The organism is Thiomicrorhabdus xiamenensis (assembly GCF_013282625.1).
GTDB classification, from domain to species: domain Bacteria; phylum Pseudomonadota; class Gammaproteobacteria; order Thiomicrospirales; family Thiomicrospiraceae; genus Thiomicrorhabdus; species Thiomicrorhabdus xiamenensis.
This window is the reverse complement of sequence record NZ_CP054020.1, coordinates 1237023-1258016: the sequence shown is the minus strand read 5'-3', so window position 1 is coordinate 1258016 and position 20994 is coordinate 1237023. Positions and strand designations below refer to the sequence as shown.

Annotated in this window: 12 protein-coding genes; all 12 read right to left on the bottom strand. The window is 48.3% G+C overall.

Features of this window, described 5'->3' with window-relative positions; all coding sequences use genetic code 11:
* Nucleotides 1-1902, bottom strand: coding sequence for a TIGR00341 family protein (locus tag HQN79_RS05750; RefSeq protein ID WP_173284938.1), 1902 nt, complete (start codon nt 1900-1902; stop codon nt 1-3).
* A gap of 265 nt (nt 1903-2167) precedes the next feature.
* Nucleotides 2168-7693 carry a hypothetical protein gene (locus tag HQN79_RS05745; protein WP_173284936.1) on the bottom strand — a complete coding sequence of 1842 codons (5526 nt, stop codon included), beginning with the start codon at nt 7691-7693 and terminating at the stop codon, nt 2168-2170.
* Nucleotides 7694-8077: 384 nt separating this feature from the next.
* Nucleotides 8078-8899 (bottom strand): EAL domain-containing protein, encoded by an 822-nt coding sequence (locus HQN79_RS05740; protein WP_238843439.1) that lies wholly within the window; start codon nt 8897-8899, stop codon nt 8078-8080.
* Nucleotides 8900-9061: 162 nt separating this feature from the next.
* Nucleotides 9062-11983, bottom strand: a complete 2922-nt coding sequence (locus HQN79_RS05735; protein WP_173284934.1) for an insulinase family protein — start codon at nt 11981-11983, stop codon at nt 9062-9064.
* A gap of 195 nt (nt 11984-12178) precedes the next feature.
* Complete coding sequence (gene pnp, locus HQN79_RS05730; RefSeq protein WP_173284932.1) at nt 12179-14269, bottom strand: polyribonucleotide nucleotidyltransferase; 2091 nt, start codon at nt 14267-14269, stop codon at nt 12179-12181.
* Between the two features lie 269 nt (nt 14270-14538).
* Nucleotides 14539-15030: a hypothetical protein gene (locus HQN79_RS05725; protein WP_173284930.1), complete on the bottom strand. Its 492-nt coding sequence runs from the start codon at nt 15028-15030 to the stop codon at nt 14539-14541.
* A 146-nt stretch (nt 15031-15176) separates the two neighbouring features.
* Nucleotides 15177-15443, bottom strand: a complete 267-nt coding sequence (gene rpsO / locus HQN79_RS05720; protein ID WP_173284928.1) for a 30S ribosomal protein S15 — start codon at nt 15441-15443, stop codon at nt 15177-15179.
* Between the two features lie 249 nt (nt 15444-15692).
* Nucleotides 15693-16184: a Crp/Fnr family transcriptional regulator gene (locus tag HQN79_RS05715; protein ID WP_173284926.1), complete on the bottom strand. Its 492-nt coding sequence runs from the start codon at nt 16182-16184 to the stop codon at nt 15693-15695.
* A 24-nt stretch (nt 16185-16208) separates the two neighbouring features.
* Entirely contained in the window at nt 16209-17081 is an 873-nt protein-coding gene (locus HQN79_RS05710; protein WP_173284924.1) for a methyltransferase domain-containing protein, read from the bottom strand.
* A 31-nt stretch (nt 17082-17112) separates the two neighbouring features.
* The gene (gene truB, locus HQN79_RS05705; protein WP_173284922.1) at nt 17113-18009 is read right to left on the bottom strand and encodes a tRNA pseudouridine(55) synthase TruB; all 897 of its coding nucleotides are present in this window, start codon (nt 18007-18009) and stop codon (nt 17113-17115) included.
* A gap of 16 nt (nt 18010-18025) precedes the next feature.
* Nucleotides 18026-18391, bottom strand: a complete 366-nt coding sequence (gene rbfA / locus HQN79_RS05700) for a 30S ribosome-binding factor RbfA (RefSeq protein WP_173284920.1) — start codon at nt 18389-18391, stop codon at nt 18026-18028.
* Between the two features lie 90 nt (nt 18392-18481).
* The gene (gene infB, locus HQN79_RS05695; RefSeq protein ID WP_173284918.1) at nt 18482-20980 is read right to left on the bottom strand and encodes a translation initiation factor IF-2; all 2499 of its coding nucleotides are present in this window, start codon (nt 20978-20980) and stop codon (nt 18482-18484) included.
* Nucleotides 20981-20994 lie beyond the last annotated feature (14 nt).

Genomic DNA, 20994 nt, shown 5'->3' with positions numbered 1-20994 from the left:
CTATCGCAACAGCGATAATGTTGCTTCGAGTTGGATCTCACGATTCAGGCGACGTTGCATTTCATTTTTAATCCGATCAATATCCTCGGTTTGCAGATTATGATCTGCAACCAGAACCGCGTTGATTTTCAAAGGATCACCGCGGCGAATATGCACCGAGCGAATTTCCACTTTCGTCTGCTGCTGGACAAGGACAACACCTTCCAGCTGCGACACCATGCGCTGCTCCTGTACCATCGAATAGAAAGCCCAGCTCAGCGGTAAACTGACCAAGGCCACGACCATCAGTGAAAGTACCAGACCGCGTTTGGCGAGGTGAAACGGACTGAAACCAAGAAGCAAAAAGGTCGCGGCGGCAGCCAGAACGATCCCGAAAAGGTTGGTGATAAACAGCAGCATAGCGCCTGAAAAGACATGCCAATCCCACCAGCCGATACCGATACCGGAAATGACTAGCGGCGGAACCAGGGCGACGGCAATGGCGACACCCGCCAGACTCTTTGCCACCTCGGAGCGTGCGCTGGCATAAGCACCGGCTATGCCGGAAATAATCGCAACCGCGAGATCAAGCAAAGTCGGGCTTAAACGTGCGCCAATCTCTGAATTGAGTGATTGCAGAGGCATTACCCAGGTAAACAGCGTCGCTCCGAACAAAGTCAACAATATTCCGAAAATCAAGGTTTTGGAGCTGGTTGTGATCAGATCCACTTCCTGTCGCAGCACCCCCATCGAAAGTGAAATAATCGGGGCCATCAAAGGGGCAAGAATCATGGCACCGATAATCACCGGCGCAGAATTGGCAAAAAGGCCCACCGTCGCCAAAAGTGATGAAAGCGCCATGAGAACCACATACGTTTGCGTAAATTTTGCGCTCTCCTTAAGGCCGATAAAGGTTTCCTTAACCTCTTCCGGATCGGTATGGTAAATCCATGGTAAGGGGCGGGCAATCAACGAGCTGACAAGCTTGCCTTTGGGAAGACTTTTGACCCGAAAAGACTCTTTGGTTTCAGTCGACCGACTTGACGGCAGACCTTGATGTAATAATCCGATCTGCGTCGTTTTAACGACACATTGCAATTTTTCCGACTCCGCTTCTTCGGAATCGAGGCGGATACTGACCGGTTTTTGAAAAACAATGTCCAAAGTTTGCGTTTTAATATGTCCCAAATAATTATTCAGCGGCATATCTCTTTTACTTACCGGCAACAGACGGGTAATCACAAAATGCAAAATTTCTGAAATGGAGCGCGGCGAAATTACTACCGCATGCATACTTGGCTCGTCGATATCGCTATTGGCGATCACCCTGTGGCTGAAAGCGTTATCGCTGGGGTTATAAACCACACACAGACCGAGCGCCGCCGTCTGTAACTGCGACTCTTTTCCGGTTGTAAAATTCACCTCGAACAGGCGTCCTCTGATCATGTGCAGCATCAGATGCCAGATGAAAATCAGCCGAGCCAGAAAATGTTTCTGAATTTTTAACGCCGGTTGCATCGCTTCTCGGTCGCCGGCAAGAACAGAAGACAGGACCAGTTGATTGTTGCAGTAAAGGTTATCGACGATTCTTGGTGTCTCGCAACCGTCAACGTCCTGCAATGCCTTTTCTAAATTGTCGGCGATCTTGAAGCGTTTTTTTGCAAACGGTGCCTGCGGATGTGGAAGCATTCCGACATGGATCTCCTCAACCTCTTCGAGAAAGATTTTGAGGTTGCGATCCGCCAGACTTAAAAGATATAAATCACTGGTATTGAGTGAGGCGACATGTAAATCCCTGAATTGAATAACACCCTGAAAATGCCACCCCTTCTGTTCGCAATAGCGCTCGATATTCTGCCATAGCGATTCGGGGGTATGAGAATCACAAATAAGCCAGATGTTTTGGATTGTGAACTCGGCCATACGCCTCTCCATCGGTTTGAATTGCTAGCTATCATCTCAGAAATTCACGGGAGTGCGTATAAAAGCTTAAACTTATTGAGCCAATCCAAGTTTTAGGATTTTATAGAAGTGGAAATTACGGCTTTACAAAGAAAACCGGTGCAAGAAGACGTCTGATCGACGCACCGAGCACCGAGCACCGGTAAAGTATAAAGCTATTGCGGCCTGCCGACTGCAGGCCCTTTTAGCTGACGGGTCTATCTCAACTTAAGTCGCAACAGACGTTTTAGGCAAATGCCGGCGGAACCGGCCACTGGCTGTCCAGATGCGCCTGATTAACCGCCAGAAACTTATTGATTTTACCGATACCGTGATCGATGAAATCATCCGGGTGAACCGGGCTTTGCTGTGCGGTGTTTTCCATTCCCGTACGCTGTTTGAAATTGCGATCCAGACCTCGGTTCATAATATCGCCGCTAATGGAAGGCGAATTATGCCCCCCCTGTCCTTTAATATCATCCCAAAGCAAGGCATGGCCGATTTCATGGCTTAAGGTCTCACCGATTAAACGACCAAATACTTTGATTGCCACCGGAATCAAGCCGTCTTCATCTGTTGTTATACTGCTTTCCAGCTGCAGAACGATGCCTTGCGTTTCCGTATCGACGTCGATTGCATTCGGCAATTGATAAACACCGGGATAAAGCACAATCGTTTCATTGAACAGATCGGATGAGGAAGATCCGGTTGTGACGCCGGCAACGCCGTTATTGCCCGGATCGGTATTTTTTATCTGCGTGCTGACCACCATCGTGTTCGGAACATGTGCCGGAACACTCTCGCTGTAACCACCGAATTTCCAGAATACACGAACATTCGCAGTCGACAGTAGCTGATCAGAAACTTTTTTCATCTCATCGACGACATTGGATTTGACACTTGATAACTGAAATGCGCTCAATGCAGCGTCAAACAGAGCGGCGTCCTCGTCAACTGTTACGCACTGAGGCACAGAAAGTTGAACTTTTTTGCTGACCAGCGTATTACCGCCAGCATCCGCAAGTTTGGCAACCAATAACTGTTTACCGGGTTTAATCCCTTTTACACGGGTAACCAGGGCATTCGGTGAATCCACTTTAAGTGCGCTTGCATCTTCGGCCACCCACTGAAGCGTGGCCCCCTCCGGCGCGTTTTGCAAACTGGCACCCACTTCGATAATCAAGGATTTATCGTTTTTGGCCGGATTGAAGGCACGAACCTCTGCAGTCAAATTACTGGAAAGAACAATCTGCGGTTGCAGACTGTCGTTCGATGTCTTGGCATCAACTTCAATTTTTTCACCATCGGGCTTGGCGATTTTTACCGAGGCTTTGTTTGCGCCGGCGGCTTTGGTCAACTCCTTGGCTTCGCTGGTCGCCGTCGATTTACTGTCTTTGGCAGTCGGTTCGCCAACCATTGAGCTCAATGCCTTATAGGCAAGCTGATTTGCCTGCTCCTTGCTGATCTGTCCGCTTTTCTGAGCTTCCTGAACCGCTTTTAACGTTTTACCGATGTCCTTTTTCATCGCATTCTGTTTTTGGAAATCTACTGCCATACCGGCCAGATCGGTTACGCTTTTCGATGTGGTTTTCAGCGCTTCCAGCGCATTGGCCTGAGTTCCGCTAAGCCCGGTCATATCCTTGAAGGCCTCGCTTTTGCCGAGAAGTTCGAAAGCGGCGCCCAATCCCGTCGGATCCGGGGCATTCGGCGCATTCTGCATGGTAATGATATTGGCCGGAAGATCCTTAACCTGTAGATCACCGATATCGCTACGGCGGCTTTCCGTTGAAAGCGGATTAATCGCTGTCGGTGTCGTTCCGCAAGGGACATCTTCAAAACGCCAGTGACGGCTGTCGTCGATTTCTTCGCAACTGTTGCATTTACCCATTACCGATTCCGCATAGACCCCTTTCGTCGGCATGCTGATACGATATGGATCCGGACGTGTCGTCGGTTTGTAGTAAGCCATTAGATTGGTAATGCTCTTGAAGACTGGATCCAGTCGTTCACCGGGGACGACCTTCAGCACCAGATTATTGCCGACCACACCGATCACCTTATTCTCGACGACGCTGGCAACACTTTTGCCGCCTGAATTGGGAGCGATATAACCGTCCAGAAGACCGAACAGACGGCTCGAATCCAGGCTGGACCAGATAACTTTATGCGCCATCTCCATATGCTCATTGAGAAAGCTCAGCAGTTCTGTCGCCGCTTCACGGTCCTCCTTGCGCGGATCGCGTAATTCGGCGTCGGACAGCGGCGTATACATCAGGGCTGCATCGGTAACATAGTCGACATCGATATCAAACAAGCCGGATACTTTGACATCGATTACATTAATCACATCATTGTTTATCCGCCCATTGCGAATAATGCTTCCTCCCGAATACGCCGTTCGGTAGTGCAGATAAGCGGCACGCAAAATAATTTTCGACGACGCATGGACTTGTGTATTGGCGCGCAGGCGCAAATATTGAATTTGACGCCGGGTAATGTGCTGCATACTGCGGCTGGCAATTTTGACCTGAATCTGCGTGCCGCGACGATAGTTGGAGAGTTGCGTATAATCCAGATCCAAACGTATTTCCGATCCGTCGTCCGCCACCGCGTAGATATCGAGCTTCTCAATGAATTTGCGTACGATATCGGCGGCATAGTCCGCTTCGAAAACAGCATCTTTCTCTGCTTCGGTTAATGGGACTTCCTTGTCGTAGCTGATTTTAAACACCCTGTCGAACCACGGAAACCAGTGCTTGAGTTCAATGGTTTCGGTAACGGTTTTCGTCTGCTCCTCGATCTCGGACATATAAGGACGCTGCAATTCGAACGTCATCGAGAAATGCCCGCTGAAAACCTTAATCGCTTCGTCAGCATAACTACCGCTGGGCATATCCGAATCCGCATAAAGGCTGGTAATCCGTTCAATGGCATCAAAGCCGCGTTGTAACTTGTGCCCGGCAACCGCTCTGCGCAAGGTGTTTTTCCAGCGCAAGACTTTTCCATAGTCGAAATGACTCATTGGGAGCGGTACAAACAGACATTCCTGCACGTCCACCAGTTCCTGCTCGATCGCGTAATGCTTGAGCACTTCGAAATATTCGACCGTCATCGCATGACAATGATTGTTGTTTTTGATTACTTCCGTCTGCGCGCTCACAGTTTCGTGCTGCCCGACCGTCTGCACAACGGTGCTGCGCTGGCTGCGTAATGCCGAAGCGGATTGCGAAATACTGTCTTGCAGACGGTTTAGTGTGCTGCCGGAAAGATTGCGTGCCGAATCCTGTGAAGCGGACGATGACGAAGAACTTCCAGAATGGGAAACACCACCGAATAAACCGCCGACAAACTTGCCGACCGAGCCCATAATTCCTCCGCCGATTCCGGCACTGGTACCGCTGGTTTCATTATGCGAACTGGCACGGATATTTTCCGCAAAGGTAGAGTTAATGATTTCGCTGATATCTCGATCATGTGAAATATCGGCCGCGATCGATTCCGAAACGGTCTGCGCTTCCGAACGTTGTGCGCGCTCTTCCCGGTCCCAATCGATAATGGCAATCTGTTTTTCCTGACAGGGAGCCAGAGGCAGACTATACAACAGATCGCCCAACGAATAGCCGTCCGCCTTCCACTTTTGTTTAAAGTGCAGAATATGACCGTGTGCTATTGTTGTATTCTCATACACGGTCGGCGTATCGTCCCAATCAACACTGTTTTCTGCACTCAGTTGCTTACGGCCCGGATGGTTTGTAATGTATTCGGCCTGAATCGCTTCGATCTTGCTGATCGCCGTAAAAATACGCCGCTTAATGGTCTGTAAGCCTGCACGAATCGCATCATAGTGCTCGATAAAATAACGGTCGTCGAGCGAAACAAAAAGATCGGAACCGGACTGGTAAAAATTATGGAACTTTTCCAAAAGTCCGCTAAAAGCGTTAATACTCGCAATGTAGGTATCATAGTTGGCACGGATAGACAGAATCTCTCCCAACGTAAAAACGGCTTTATTACGTAACGTTTCGCGGGTATCGTCAAACTGCTGAACCAGACAAAGAATACCCATAGTTGCAGTTTTACGGGTCGGGCAAGGTTCGAAATTATGCGAGTCTTTACCCGCTGCCAGCGAAAACTGATGAATCAGATCGCGAAGATAACCGAGCAACTCTTCCTGATCCTGAACTTCTTTGGTGGCGTGGTCGATGCTCAGCAACATTTTTTCAGCACGTTTCTGCGTCAGAGAGATCAGTTCGCCTTCAACATACGACTGTTTCATGATTTCTCTGACATCTTCGACAAAACGCAACAACAGTTTTGGCAGTACCTTGTCTGCAAAAAGATGATTTGACGGATCAAACTGCGCATAGCGTTCGACATGCCCCAACAGGGATAGAATGGTGGCGCGATTGAGAGAATCTTCGGCTTTAAGGGTTTCGCAGTAGCTGCTTGCGGCTTCTGCGCCGTTTTTGCCACAGTAAGCGGCGGCCAATTCATGATGCAAACGTTGCAACTTGGCGCGGCGCCGAGCCTGCTCGGCTAGAAACTTGGCTATCGCGGTAAAATCAAAGGTTTTCGGTGTTGCCAGCTTAATGTTATCGATCCCTGTGGCGATTTTTAAATGATACACAGGCTTATCGAGAGTCGCCGAAGCCACACTGGCAATCTGTAGTGTTTTGGGCTGAACACTGATCTCTTCGCTTATAGAGCCGGTCGAATTGTCAACGGATTGAGTCGCTGCCGAAGCGCTCTCTTGCTCCTCTTCATCAACGCTGATCGGCAGTAAATCCATTGAACTCATCGAATTATTCATACGGTTAAACACCGTAAAGAGTTCATCAGAGATCGAATCAAGCTCAGTAATAAACTGTCTGCTCTCCTTGGAGGTGATTGTCAGCCCGCGGATTTCAGGCTCGGTGGTGCGTACCGTATGGTAAAAACTGAACTCTTCGAGTGTCCGGTTGGGAATGGTAAAATCAACGCACTTCCCGCCAATGTCCTGAGAAAAGGTTCCACTACCGATCATGTCTTTGGCTTCAGGTAATTTGGGCGTTCCTTCCGAACCACTCGCTGTCGTTTGCAAAGTCGACAGGTCCGCGACAAGAAGAAGCGTTTCCGAAATTTTTTTATCTTCCAATTCAACATGCACCGGCGTATCCTGCAGACCGGCGATCAATCCGTAAGCCTGCTCATATTCCCGGCTGTCGGCGCGCCCGAAAAAATGGCCGCCCTGATCGGTCTGTAAGGTTAAGACCGGCTGAAAGCTCTTATCATTCATCTCCGCCGCGGGGTCATCGCTGGCCATAATGACAATCTGCACACCGGCCACTTTATTTTCACCGGAAATATCGACCAGCTTTCCGCTGATATTGCGCTGAATTTCCCGAATCTGATCGCATTCACCTCCTGGGCAGAATTCAACGATTTTAGGATCAACCTGAATACGAAAAGGCTTGCTGTCGTCTTCGGCATTTTCTGCGATGTCCGCCGTATATAGACTACCGATACTGTAGTTCTGACTGCCAAGCAATGCGCCATCGGGAGAGAATACTTCGATTTTAATCGATTTCCCCTGAAGCAAATCATCCTTAGGCAAGGCAAAGCGAAATGCGCCTCCACCCTCGACATCCACACGGTCTTTGGAAAAAACCGGCTGTTGGGAGATCAGTTGACTGTAGCTGATTTTAAGAAAATGTCCGATGTATGGATTATCGATTCCATCAATCACCTGATTATTTACCGGTTGTAAAAGACCGTTGACGCTGACACTGCTCATGACACACTCCTAAATAAAAGAAAATGGCAGAAAGGAGTTCCATACTACATTGACAGTACATTTTGTTATTGATTAACATCAATTTAGCCAGTCGATAAATTTTACCCTAGCTAATGGCGTTTTGAGAAAGATGCAATACCGCGTTAATTATTGTGAATGCAGGTGTGCGCGAAACTTGAAATACTATTCGTCCGAAATTGATGTAAATCGGGAAAAGGTAAGTTTAGCCCTGTAGGTTCAACTGTGTTCAGCACAAGAAAAGTAAATGCAGGAATATGAGGTTAATTCCACGAATTGAAATGAAGCACATGACACAAGGAAAATTTTAAAGGTTGTTTGTGAGTCATCGTGATTTTTGCAAGAAGACGACGCAGAGCAAACAGATCAAAAATAGACAGACCAGTCCTCGATAACAGGCAGTGATTCGAAGCCGGGTTTTGCAAACAGATAACCTTGATAAAGGGACACGCCTAAAGTGCGAATATAATCCAACTCTTCACGCGTCTCTACTCCTTCGGCCAGCACGGAAACATTCAGCTCCTGACAGGTTTGCACCAGATGCCTGACAATCACCTGTTTAACCGGGTTGGAATCAATATTCTGGATTAACTCCCGGTCAATCTTAAGTATCTGCGGAACAAAACTGGCCAGCATATTCAGTCCGGCATGCCCAGCGCCGAAATCATCGAGTGCAACAATAAATCCTTGCGCCTGATAGTAGCGGAAAATATTGGTCAGATGTTTGCGATCCACGACCTCTTCGGATTCAGTGACTTCGAACATTAATAGCCGGGTCGGGAAATTAACCTCATTCGCCACCTGTAAAGTGCTTTGAATACAGTGCTCCGGCTGATAAACCGCGTTCGGCAGAAAATTGATGCTTAAAACCTTATCCAGGCCAAGTTCACTGGCGATGCGGATCGCCTTCTGCCGACAGATCTGATCGAACGCATAACGGTTTTTTTCGTTGACTCGGGAGAGTATTTCTCTGGCCGGTTCATTATTGACGCCGCGAACCAGCGCTTCGTAACCGAAAATTTCCTGCTTATCAAGATCGACAATCGGCTGAAAAGCATAGCTGAAATCGAAATCGATACAGGCCGCGCACTTTTCACAATCCAAGGTGAACTTACGCCCCGCGGAATCACGGTAACGCAATAAGTCATCGACTTTCATCAATTCAAAAGTACCGAATTTCTGCTTCACTTCCTTCACTCTAGAGACTACACGATAGGTGTTTTAGCTTACCATAAACTAAACTCAGCATAACTTGAGGCAAATAAAAAAACCGTCGGTACTTGTCTCACTTTCGAAAATTACGCGAGCGAGGCAAATACAGACGGTTCAGTTACAGGCTAATGCTAATTGTTACAGCTGGAAGCAGTCAAAGCCCTGATCTTTAAGCATTTCCTGCGAAGCCGCCTGAGTCAAGACAGCATAGGATGCCCGTTCCGCTTTGAAATACTTATCAGCCAACTCACGTAACTCCTCGATGGTCGTTGAAATAACGCCTTGTCGGTAAGCCATACGAATTTCATAAGTACGTCCGTACAACTCCTGGAAAAACGCTTTTTTGACTTCTCCCGCCGGAGAGCCCGGTTTATCCATTGCCGAGATAACGTTCAGAATCGCTTCATCGACCTTGGCCTGAGTTGCTTCAGCAGACATCAACCACTCTTTGGCACGTGCAAAGTCGTCGTAAGTTTCCATCAAACGCGGGTCACGATAGGAGTAGAAAACAAATCCGGAGGCTTCCGGGTTATAAGTCGCGCCGCCGCCATAGGCGCCGCCTTTTTCACGCACCGCTGTATGCAAAAAGCCGTTGCGCAGACAGGCACCCAATACGGCCAGTTTCGGAGCATCCGGATGTCCGGCTGCCACCGTCGGATAAGCCATGGCGCAGAAATTCACCTGCGTACTGGTAATCCACGCCTGTTTAACGGCCGTTCCGGATGCACTCAAACTGAATTCGCCTTGCGAAGCGGTCGAAGCCTTATCCTGCCAGTAAGATTCGACAGCCGCCAAGGCATTATCGATTCCATTTTCATCGCTGACCACCAGTGCTTGCTTCGAAGCGCATGCGATCTTATCGGCAATCCCTTTAAGATCGCTGGACAGCTGTTCGATTTTCTCCGGCGACGTCTGAAGCTCCTGATAGAACTCTTTAATGAAACGAACGCCGGCAAATCCGCTGCGTTCGAATTTCCAACGGGCAATCGGAGAAAACTGCTGCATAGACGCCATCATGGCGTGCATATGGCCGCTGCCGGTAATTCCCTGATCGATGCCGGCGCGAATGTGTGCAAACAGATCCTGCAAACGGCTATGCTCCGTATAGTTCGGCTGGTAGAGCGTCTCGGCCAGTAACTCGCTCATTGCAGAGACATTGCGATCCAATGCTTTGGAACTCAATACATAGTGACTATGGAAACGAGCGCTGTCGTTAAGATCTTCGCGCAGCGCCGTTCGGGCACCGAATCCCCCGGTCACCGCCGCCTGATAGGCCTGAGTATCAAGATAACCGCGGCCGGCCGAACCAATTTCGGTCAAGGTGCTGCTAAACAACGGCATAATCGCCTGTTCATGCTGGCTCAATTCCGGAAGCTGCATAATCATCTGCTGGTAAGTAATACCGTTACTGCCACAGACGAAGTCAGTCACCGGCAGATCGCCCAGACGACTTTTTTCACCCTGCGGGTTTTTAATATCGACCGGAATGTCCTCTTTAGTCACCTCCGGTAACAGAGAAGGATCGTCGTGCATACCCTGACGTTCATGCAAAGCTAATGCCTGTTCAACAATGGCCTGTTTCTCTTCGTCCGATAATTGGGCCTGAATCTGGGCCAGTTTTTCTTTTTCCGCTTGTTCTTTTTGCGCCGACAATTCCTTATCCGGAACCATTGTCAAAGTAACTCTGTGCGGATTGTCCAGCAACCAGCTCTGCACCAACCCCGGGATAAAGTTCGGATCCTTGATCTCTTCTTCAAGCTCTTTCAATGCTGCATCGACATCCAGCAGAGCGATCGGATCGCCGCCATGCATTGCACCGGACAGAGCGTGCAGAATCAGCTGTAGACCATATGGGTAAGAGTCACCACCGACTTCACGCTGAGACAGTTCCAACTGATGCAGCATCGCTTCCAACTGTCCCTGATCAACACCTTCTTTAGCAATGCGTTGTAATTCATCCAGTATCAGTTTTTCGAAGGCTTCGGTATTCTCCGCCTCAGAACCCTGCACACCAAGGACAAACGCCATCTCTTTATTGGATTCTTCAAAACCGCAAAGCGGTGATGGTGCTTCGGCCAGATCAGTGTTCTCCAACACCTGACGCATCGGTGAAGCGGAGTTGTCCAGCAGAACCGCCGACAGCAGATGCCCTTTGAGAACTTCCAGAGGGTCTTTGTTTTCACCCAGCAACCAGGCAATATTGATATAAGTTTTTTTAGCCGTTTCCTCCTCATCTAGTGCATAGCTGTGCTGCACGCGCTTTGGCTCGGAATAGCGCTGCTCGGTCGATACTTCGATCTGTTTTACCGCATCTTTGAAACGCTCAAGAGCCAGCAATTCAAACTGCTCCTGATGTTCATAGGCGGAAATATCGCCATAAGTCATAAACACGGAATTGGACGGGTGGTAATGCAACTGATGGAAATCTTTAAGTTGCTGATAGCTCAAATCCGGAATATCTTCCGGTTCCCCGCCGGAATTATAGTGGTAAGTACTGGTCGGATAGAGTTCTGTTGTCAGTGTCTGCCATAAGGTTGAAACCGGTGAACTCATAGCCCCTTTCATCTCGTTGAAAACCACCCCTTTGTAGGTCAGTTTCGATTGCGGATTATCCATCTCCTCGAACTCGAAACGGTGGCCTTCCTGTGCAAAATCCAGCGGATCGAGATTCGGAAAGAAAACTGCATCCAGATAGACCTGCAACAGATTCTGGAAATCCTTGCGATTTTCGGTAGCAAACGGATAAGCGGTCCAGTCGCTCGAGGTAAAGGCGTTCATAAAGGTATTCAAAGAACGGCGAATCATCATGAAGAAAGGGTCGCGCACCGGGTATTTTTCCGAACCGCACAACACCGTATGTTCAAGAATATGCGCCACACCGGTAGAATCCATCGGTACCGTGCGCAAAGCCACCATAAAAACATTCTGCGGATCATCCGCCGCAAGATGGTAATGCTCTGCTCCGGTGATTTTATGACGATAATGCTCGACCGAAAGTTTCAGGGTTTCAATTTCTGTTGCACCGATATATTCAAAGGCGGGATGTAATTTTCGACTCATATATGTCTCTCTGTTATTTGCTGTCCCGAAGTACTAATAGAGCTGAGTAATGAGTTTAAATACTCAGCATAACCTTTTGACTCTATTATTCTTTTAAGTGTTTACTCAGCCTGTACTTCGAAGCGAATTTATTTCCTTCTGTAGACAAAAAAGCCATTCGTAAGAATGGCTTTTCAGGACAATGATTACAACCGCTTAGTCTTCAACGGCCGTCATTGAAAGTTTCACACGCCCCTGCTTGTCGATATCGGTCAGTTTGACACGGATCTCCTGCCCCTCTTTCAGATAATCGTTAACGTCTTCAACACGTTCTTTGGCGATCTGTGAAACATGCACCAGACCTTCACGACCCGGCATATAAGCGACAAAAGCACCGAAATCAACAATCTTCTTAACCACAGCCTCGTAAGTTCTGCCGATTTCCGGTTCAGCGATAATCTCGTTGATCTTGTCGATCGCGATTTGCGCCGCATCACCGTCAACAGCGGCAATTTTCACATTACCGTCGTCATCCAGCTCGATGACGCAACCACTCTCTTCGGTAATCGAGCGAATGGTCGCCCCACCTTTACCGATGATTTCGCGCACTTTTTCCGGCTTCACTTTCATGGTAAAGAAGCGAGGTGCCGTAGTGGCGACTTCCTGATTCGAGTGCGTGATCGCCTTGGACATCTCGCCCAGAATATGCAGGCGTCCGGCTTTTGCCTGATCCAATGCAATGCGCATAATCTCTTCGGTAATACCGTTGATCTTGATGTCCATCTGCAAAGCGGTGATCCCCTGATCGGTACCGGCTACTTTGAAGTCCATATCGCCAAGGTGATCTTCGTCACCCAAGATATCAGACAGAACCGCAAAACCGGACTCTTCCTTGATCAAGCCCATCGCGATACCTGCGACCGGCGAAGCGATCGGAACACCGGCATGCATCAGAGACATCGAAGTACCACATACTGATGCCATCGAACTGGAACCGTTGGACTCGGTAATTTCCGATACCACACGGATGGTATAAGGGAATTCCGCTTCGGTCGGCAACATTGCAGCCACACCGCGACGCGCCAACATACCGTGACCGATTTCACGGCGACCAGGGCTACCGACACGACCACACTCACCTACCGAGAATGGAGGGAAGTTGTAGTGCAGCATAAAACGGTCATGGTAGGAACCGGTCAATTCGTCAACAATCTTGGCATCCTTTTCTGTACCCAGTGTCGTTACGACCAACGCCTGAGTTTCACCGCGGGTAAACAGCGCTGAACCGTGAACCTGAGGAAGAACACCAACCTGACAGTCGATCGTACGAACCGTCTGAGTGTCTCGCCCGTCGATACGCTTCTCACCGGCGATAATACGGCCACGAACGATACTCTTCTGTACTTTGGCAAACATGCCTTCGATCTCTTTTTCGCTGAAACCATCAGGGTTTTCTTCGCTTTGTGACAAAGTTTCCAGTGCTTTGCTTTTCGCTGCATCCAAAGCCGCATAGCGATCCATCTTGTCAGAGATCAGATAAGCTTCGGCAACATCTGCTTCAACCAGATTAAAAACGGCGTCTTTCAATTCGGTATTTTCCGCAGGCGGCTGCCAATCCCATGCAGGTTTACCGGCTTCAGCAGCGAAACTTTCAATCGCTTCGATCGCGATCTGCATTTCCTGATGACCGTGAACCACCGCACCCAGCATGATGTCTTCGGAGAGTTCGGACGCTTCGGATTCAACCATCAGAACCGCTTCTTTGGTACCAGCGACACTCAACTCAAGATCTGATTCCATCAGTTCTTCTTTACTCGGGTTTAACAGATACTCGCCATCCTTGTAACCGATAATCGCCGCACCGATCGGACCGCTAAACGGAATCCCGGAAATAGCCAGAGCCGCCGAAGTACCCAGCATAGCCGGAACTTCAGAACCGACTTCAGGATCCAGCGCAACTACGGTCGCAATAATCTGAACTTCGTTATAGAAACCTTTCGGGAAAAGAGGACGGATCGGACGGTCGATCAAACGTGAAGTCAGGGTCTCGTTTTCAGACGGACGCCCTTCGCGTTTCAAGAAGCCACCAGGAATCTTACCGGCCGCGTAGGCTTTTTCCTGGTAATTAACCGTCAGCGGAAAGAAGTCCTGACCTTCGTTGGCACTTTTTGCGGCAACGACCGTAACCAGAACGCGGGTGTCCCCCATGCCGATCATAACGGCACCATCAGCCTGACGGGCGATTTCACCGGTTTCTAGAGTAACTTGATGTTTTCCATATTGGAAAGCCGCAGTGATTTTTGACATGCAAAATCCTTTCATTAGGTTTCAGATATAAATTTGAGTCCGAAACCTGAATCCCTAAAACAGCGTTAAAGCAGTTATATAGTACGCATGCTTGATAAACATCTGCCTTAGGGATTCAGGCTTGTTAGGGTTTACAGACTCAATTCGAATAATAAATCGATTACAGGGCTAACATTCTACTGACTTTGACAAAAAAATAGGACAGAAAAAACAATTTTTTCTGTCCTATTTTCACTCTAAACACAGGAGGCTCGGAGAGCGCTCGATATTTACCAGAGCTTCTCACCCGATTCGAGCTTCTGCTGAAGCCATTCCTGAAAGGCCGGCGGTCCATGCGCCAGTGTTAACGGATTCTTAACCAGTTTGCGGCGGTTAGCTGGCTGTTGCTGATAAATCAGCGGTCGCATCTTCTGTTCGGCATAACTTTTGAGCCAATTCAATGTCTCTAGCGGAATTTCCCGACCGACCGGTACGGCAAGATCGACGTCCATTCCCTGCCATTGCAACACATTGTCGATCACCAGAGCACCGCATTGGTCGGGTCTGAAATCATCCGGAAGGTAAGACCCCTCTTTAACCCATGCACATTCGAACTTTCGGCATGGATCTACAGGACGATTGTGATAGTCGTCGCATCCACTGCCGGTGCTATGTGGACAGGGTCTTCCCGGATAGGCCTCGCAGCCTTTGACCTTGATTTGCACCCAGCCGTCACAACAGGCGGTACACGGCTGACACACTCTATTTGTTTTCAGTGTCATTACTTCTCCTCTAAAAGAGGCTATAAACTATCACACGCAAGAAAACTTGTCACATGACGGTAATATTTAATTTAGCAGATACAAAAAAACCCCGACGATGCGGGGTTTTTTCAGTCATCCAAAATGGATTACAAGTGCGTAAAAGCTTACTTACGTAGACCTAGACGCTTGATCAATGAAAGGTATCTTTCACCGTCTTTCTTGTGAAGGTAATCCAAAAGCTTACGACGACGGCTAACCAAACGCAAAAGACCAGTACGAGAATGGTTATCTTGTTTGTGTGCTTTAAAGTGCTCAGTTAGGTAAGTAATACGGTGAGTTAGAAGTGCTACTTGAACTTCTGGTGAACCAGTATCGTTTTCACAAGTCGCGTATTCAGCGATGATTTTTGCTTTAGTTTCAGCATCAAACATGGGTTATCTCCAATTAGATCGGTTTTAATAAAAGCCTATTTCCGCAACCGATGACAGAAATAAGCCGTGAATTTTAATGGTTTTTGCTTAAGAGTCAACCATTTAAGTAATTATTCGTCCATTATCGTCTTCAAAGAGGCTTTCTAAAGACAATAAAAAGCCCTCAATCAAGGCGCACTAAACGCAGTTCAGTAAAACTAAATAAGCGAAGTGCAACAAAGAGTGAGGGCGTTTTAGCTCTTTCAGGAACTATTGGCGGCCGAAACCGTGCATATAGTGCCCCAGCGCCGAGATGTCTTCACCCATGTGACGCACCAGATTATCCAGACTGACAATCGTGTTCTCCAGAATGTTTACTGCAATAAACGGCTCTTCAACTTTCAAACGGTCATACATCGGACGGGTCAACATCAAAATTGTCACCCCTTCCTTACCACAAGCCTTCATTCGCAAATCACGAGGTTTACGATCGAAGAAAGACATTTCACCAATCAGGGAACCTTCACCTTGAGTACCTACCGCGACATTATCCTTGTCCGGACCGATAAACTGTACGCGGCCATTCATAACGAAACCAAGTGCATCTCCGACTTCTCCGATATCAAAAATCACTTCGTCTTTTGTGAAATCTCTTTCCTGCAGATAAGCCATCAGCTTTTCTACTTCCTCAAGGGTCAAAGATTCACAGATCAAGTGATTCTGGAAAAAACGGAACAACTCTTTGGCAGTCATCGATAACATAGGCACTCCTTTTCTTGTCTTTTTTTATTTGTCATCACCGAGCGGTTTGCGAGCGATAAAAGTATTTAGTGGTCGTCCATCGTCCAACCGCTGTATTCTATCAACAATCATTTCAAAACCTGAAAAAACTTGCTGCAGCTCGCCTTGTTTCAGTAAAAAATTCGGGTTTTTAGGGGATTCAATCGGCTCGCCGATATCAACAAAGGTCTGCCATAAAAAATAACCGCCGGGTGCCAGCTGATTTTTCAGCTGCGGCAAAAGTTCACGGTTCAGATAGCGAACCCCCAAAATGATGTCGAAAGGTCGTCCTTTAACCTCTTCTGGAATACAACTTTCCTGCTTAAGGTCACAGCATTTAAACTGCAGCTGAGCGCCACTGGCATGAGCCAGTTCTTTAGCGCGCTTTAATACCCGACGTTCCTTATCGATCGCCAGCACCTGAGTACGTTGTTTGGCGAGAAAAACCGCATCACGTCCCCCGCCGCAGCCAATATCCAGAGCCAATGGACGTTGCTTTTCCGGCATTCTTCCCTGCAGTTCAGGAAGCCAGTTATCGGCAAATTCCTGTACCAGCGTACTCGGTTTCCAGAGGATTTTCGATTCTTTACCGGTACACCAGAAATCAGCCAGCTGTTGTGACCAGAACTCAATATCTTCATGATTCTGAAAAACCAGAGAGCCTTTAACCTCATACCCTTTGGCATCGAGAAAAAGTGTGGCGGTATCGATTTGATCCTTATCGCCAACCAGAAACAGTTCGGCGGGTGCCGCCGGAAGCTGGTTGAGACTTTCGAAAAGGGATTCGAAGGGAAGCAAAGTCGATTCTTTAAGGTGTCCCGCCTGATAATCCGCTGCCGAGCGCAAATCCAAAATGCCGTCGGCGGTAATAAAACGCATCTGTTCCATGCCTGGGCCGTCAATCTAGTATTTAAAGGTTAAACAAACGCTTGGGTTTGAGGAGTTGTTTTGTTTCGTGCCACTCGCCGACGCCGATACAGACATTCTGCTCGTTATAAAAACGCACCAGTTCACTGTCCGGCTGCGGCAGACGCAGCATACCGCCATGCAACAGATGCTTGCTCTGTTCCGCATTTAAATGAATCGCCGGCAGATGCTGCAGCGCAATATCAATCGGTTTCAGACACGCTTCTTTCTGTTGTTCAATTTCTTCAAGCGTTAGCATGTCATCACCACTAAGACTGCCTGTTTGCGTACGGTGCAATGCCGTCAAGTGACCGAGCGTTCCCAACGCTTTGGCAATATCTTCACCTAGGGTACGGACATAAGTTCCCTTTGAGCAAAGAACATCAAATACCAACTCCCGTTCTTGCAACTGCTTGAGTTGGATGTCAAAGACGGTGATTTTTCTCGCCGGCCTTTCGATTTCGATGCCCTGACGTGCATACCAGTACAGCGGTTTGCCCTGATGTTTCAGAGCCGAATACATCGGAGGGATCTGTTCGATTTCGCCCTTAAACTGCTGCAAAACCTGATCAACCTTTTGCTCATTCAGTTCAGGAACTTCAGCGGTGGCGATGATCTCGCCTTCGGTGTCACCGGTATCGCTCTGTTCGCCGAGTTTTAACGTCGCCGTATAGCGCTTATTGGAATCGAGAAGCAGTCCGGAAACTTTGGTTGCCTCTCCGAGACAGACCGGCAACAAACCGGTTGCGAATGGGTCCAAGGCACCGGTATGTCCGGCCTTTTCCGCATTAAAAATACGTCTGACCTGCTGCATAATGCCGTTGGATGAGACTCCGGCCGGCTTATTAAGAAGAACGATACCGTTCACCTTTTGTTTTGGAGGGTTGCGATATTGAGCCATGAATTCCGTGCTTATCTTATTTCTTATTGAGCGCCTTGTTGATCAGGTCTTCCATGTACTGAACATTTTCCGGAACCGTATCGAAATAGAAACGCAGATCCGGGACAATACGCAATTTCAGGCGCTTGCCGATTTCGGAACGCAGGAATCCCTTGGCTTTATCCAGTGCTTTTAGGGTCTGCTCAACTTCCGGATCCGTCGAATTATGACCGATCAGGGAAAAATGGATTTTTGCGATACTCAGGTCTTTGGAAACCTGACAATCGGTAATCGTAATATTTTGAAAGCGCGGGTCTTTCGCTTCCTGTAATAACAAAGTCGCTAGAGTTCTGCGAACTTCCTGCGCAACACGAACCGGGCGACTGACAGTAGAGTTTGCCATCTATGTAATCCTTTTAAACGATGTGAATACTAAAATGCCCCGTTTACAGTAAACGAGGCATTGATCGGAAATTAATTGTCTCGTCTCGAATTAATCAAGTGTACGCTTAACTTCTACTCGTTCATAACATTCGATCTGGTCACCGACCCTAACGTCATTATAATCTTTAACGCCGATACCACACTCCATGCCTTTCTGCACTTCGTTGACATCGTCTTTAAAGCGACGTAGCGACTCCAGAACGCCCTCGTAGATAACCACATTATCACGCAGTACGCGAATCGGATTATTACGCTTAACGTTACCTTCAGTAACCATACAACCAGCAATTGCTCCGATCTTAGGCGCTTTAAAGACGTCACGGACGTCTGCAACACCGACGATATCTTCACGGAAGTCCGGAGCCAGTTTACCTTCAACCGCACGTTTCACTTCGTCAACGATTTCATAGATAACACTGTAGTATTTCAGACTGATGCCTTCGCTATCGATAATACGTTTGGCAGAGGCATCGGCACGAACGTTGAAACCGACAACCAGAGCTTCGGAAGCTAGAGCCAGGTTGGCATCCGTTTCGGAAATACCACCCACGCCGGAAGCGATGACGTTAACCTTAACTTCATCGTTGGACAGTTTAACCAATGCATCGGTAATCGCTTCGATCGAACCTTGAACGTCCGCCTTAAGGATAATGTTGATATTCTGGATATCCCCTTCGGCCATCTTGTTGAACATATTATCCAGCTTCGCTTTCTGCTGACGGGCAATCTTCAACTCTTTATGCTTCGCCTGACGGTACATAGCCGCTTCACGCGCTTTACGTTCAGTATCAACGGTAATCATCTCATCCCCGGCAACCGGAACTCCGGAAAGCCCAAGAATTTCTACCGGAATCGAAGGACCCGCTTCGTCAACACTTTCACCAGTATCACTGACTAAGGCACGCACGCGACCGTATTCCATACCACAGAGTGCGATATCACCTTTTTTCAGTGTACCGGACTGTACCAGAACCGTGGCAACCGGACCGCGCCCTTTATCCAGACGTGATTCGATAACGACACCTTTAGCGTGACCTTCGGTCGGTGCTTCCAGCTCAAGGATTTCCGCCTGCAACGAAATCGCATCCAGAAGATCGTCGATTCCCATACCGGTTTTCGCTGAAACCGGAATAAACTGAACGTCACCGCCCCAATCTTCCGGAACAACTTCTTCCGCAACCAACTCTTGTTTTACACGCTCAGGGTTAGCGGATTCTTTATCCATCTTGTTGACGGCAACCACAATACCGACACCAGACGCTTTGGCGTGCTGGATCGCCTCTTTTGTCTGCGGCATAACACCGTCATCGGCAGCCACCACGATAACTACCACATCCGTTACCTTAGCACCACGCGCACGCATGGCGGTGAAAGCCGCGTGACCCGGAGTATCGATAAAGGTCAAACCACCCATAGAGGTATCAACATGGTAAGCACCGATATGCTGAGTAATTCCACCGGCTTCGCCGTGAGCGACTTTAGCGTTACGGATATAATCCAGCAAAGACGTCTTACCATGGTCAACGTGACCCATGATGGTCACAACCGGAGAACGTTTAACCGTCGCACCGTGGTATTCCTGTGAAGCAACTTCGTCTTCGATTGTTGTTTCGGTAAAGGCAACCGCCTTGTGGCCCATTTCCTCTACGATCAACATCGCAGTTTCCTGATCCAACACCTGGTTAATGGTCGCCATAGTACCCAGTTCCATCATCATATATTTGATGATTTCACCGGACTTGACCGACATAGCATCCGCCAGTGCGGCCAGAGTAATGCTTTCCGGAACTTTAACTTCACGAATTACCGGAGCAGTCGGTTTTTGGAAGGCGTGTTCATTTACCTTGGACTTGCTATTACGTTTGGAACCACGGGCGCCAAGTCGAGAAGGTTTGTTCTCATCATCCAGATCAATACGCTTACCGGCTTTTTTCTTCGGTGCAGCCGTTTTTTTACCTTTGCCACCATCTTTGGCCTGGCCCATTTCGCGATTTTCCTGATGTTTTTTATCTTTTTTCTTTTTGGCCGCTTTCGAATGATCTTCCTTCGGAGGCAGAGGCGCAACCCCACCTTCCTGAGCAGGATCTTCCGATACGGCTGCAACCGGAGCATTTTCATCCGCTTTAGCAGACTCTACAGTCGTCGTTTCAACGGTCTGTTCAACCGATTGCGCTTCGATTTCCGGCGCCGCTGTTTCCAGTTGCGTCTCCTCGATCACCTCTTCAGATTCGTCGACCATAGTCGGCTCTTCCTTCTTAACGTAGGTTCGTTTTTTACGAACTTCTACATTGACGGTACGCTTTCCGCTGCCCGAGCCGGTTGACAGATTCAATGTCTGCTTACGACGCAGAGTTACTTTTTTCGGTGCACCTTCTGCCTTTTCTCCGTGCAGACTCTTCAGATAATTCAATAGTGTCAGCTTCTCTTCTTCGGTAATGGAGTCATCCTCACTTTTACCTTTGACACCTGAATCAGCCAACTGAGTCAGTAGCTTTTCAACAGAAAGGTTGAGCGTTTCTGCAAACTTCTTAATTGTAACTTCAGCCATTAACCTCTCCCTTT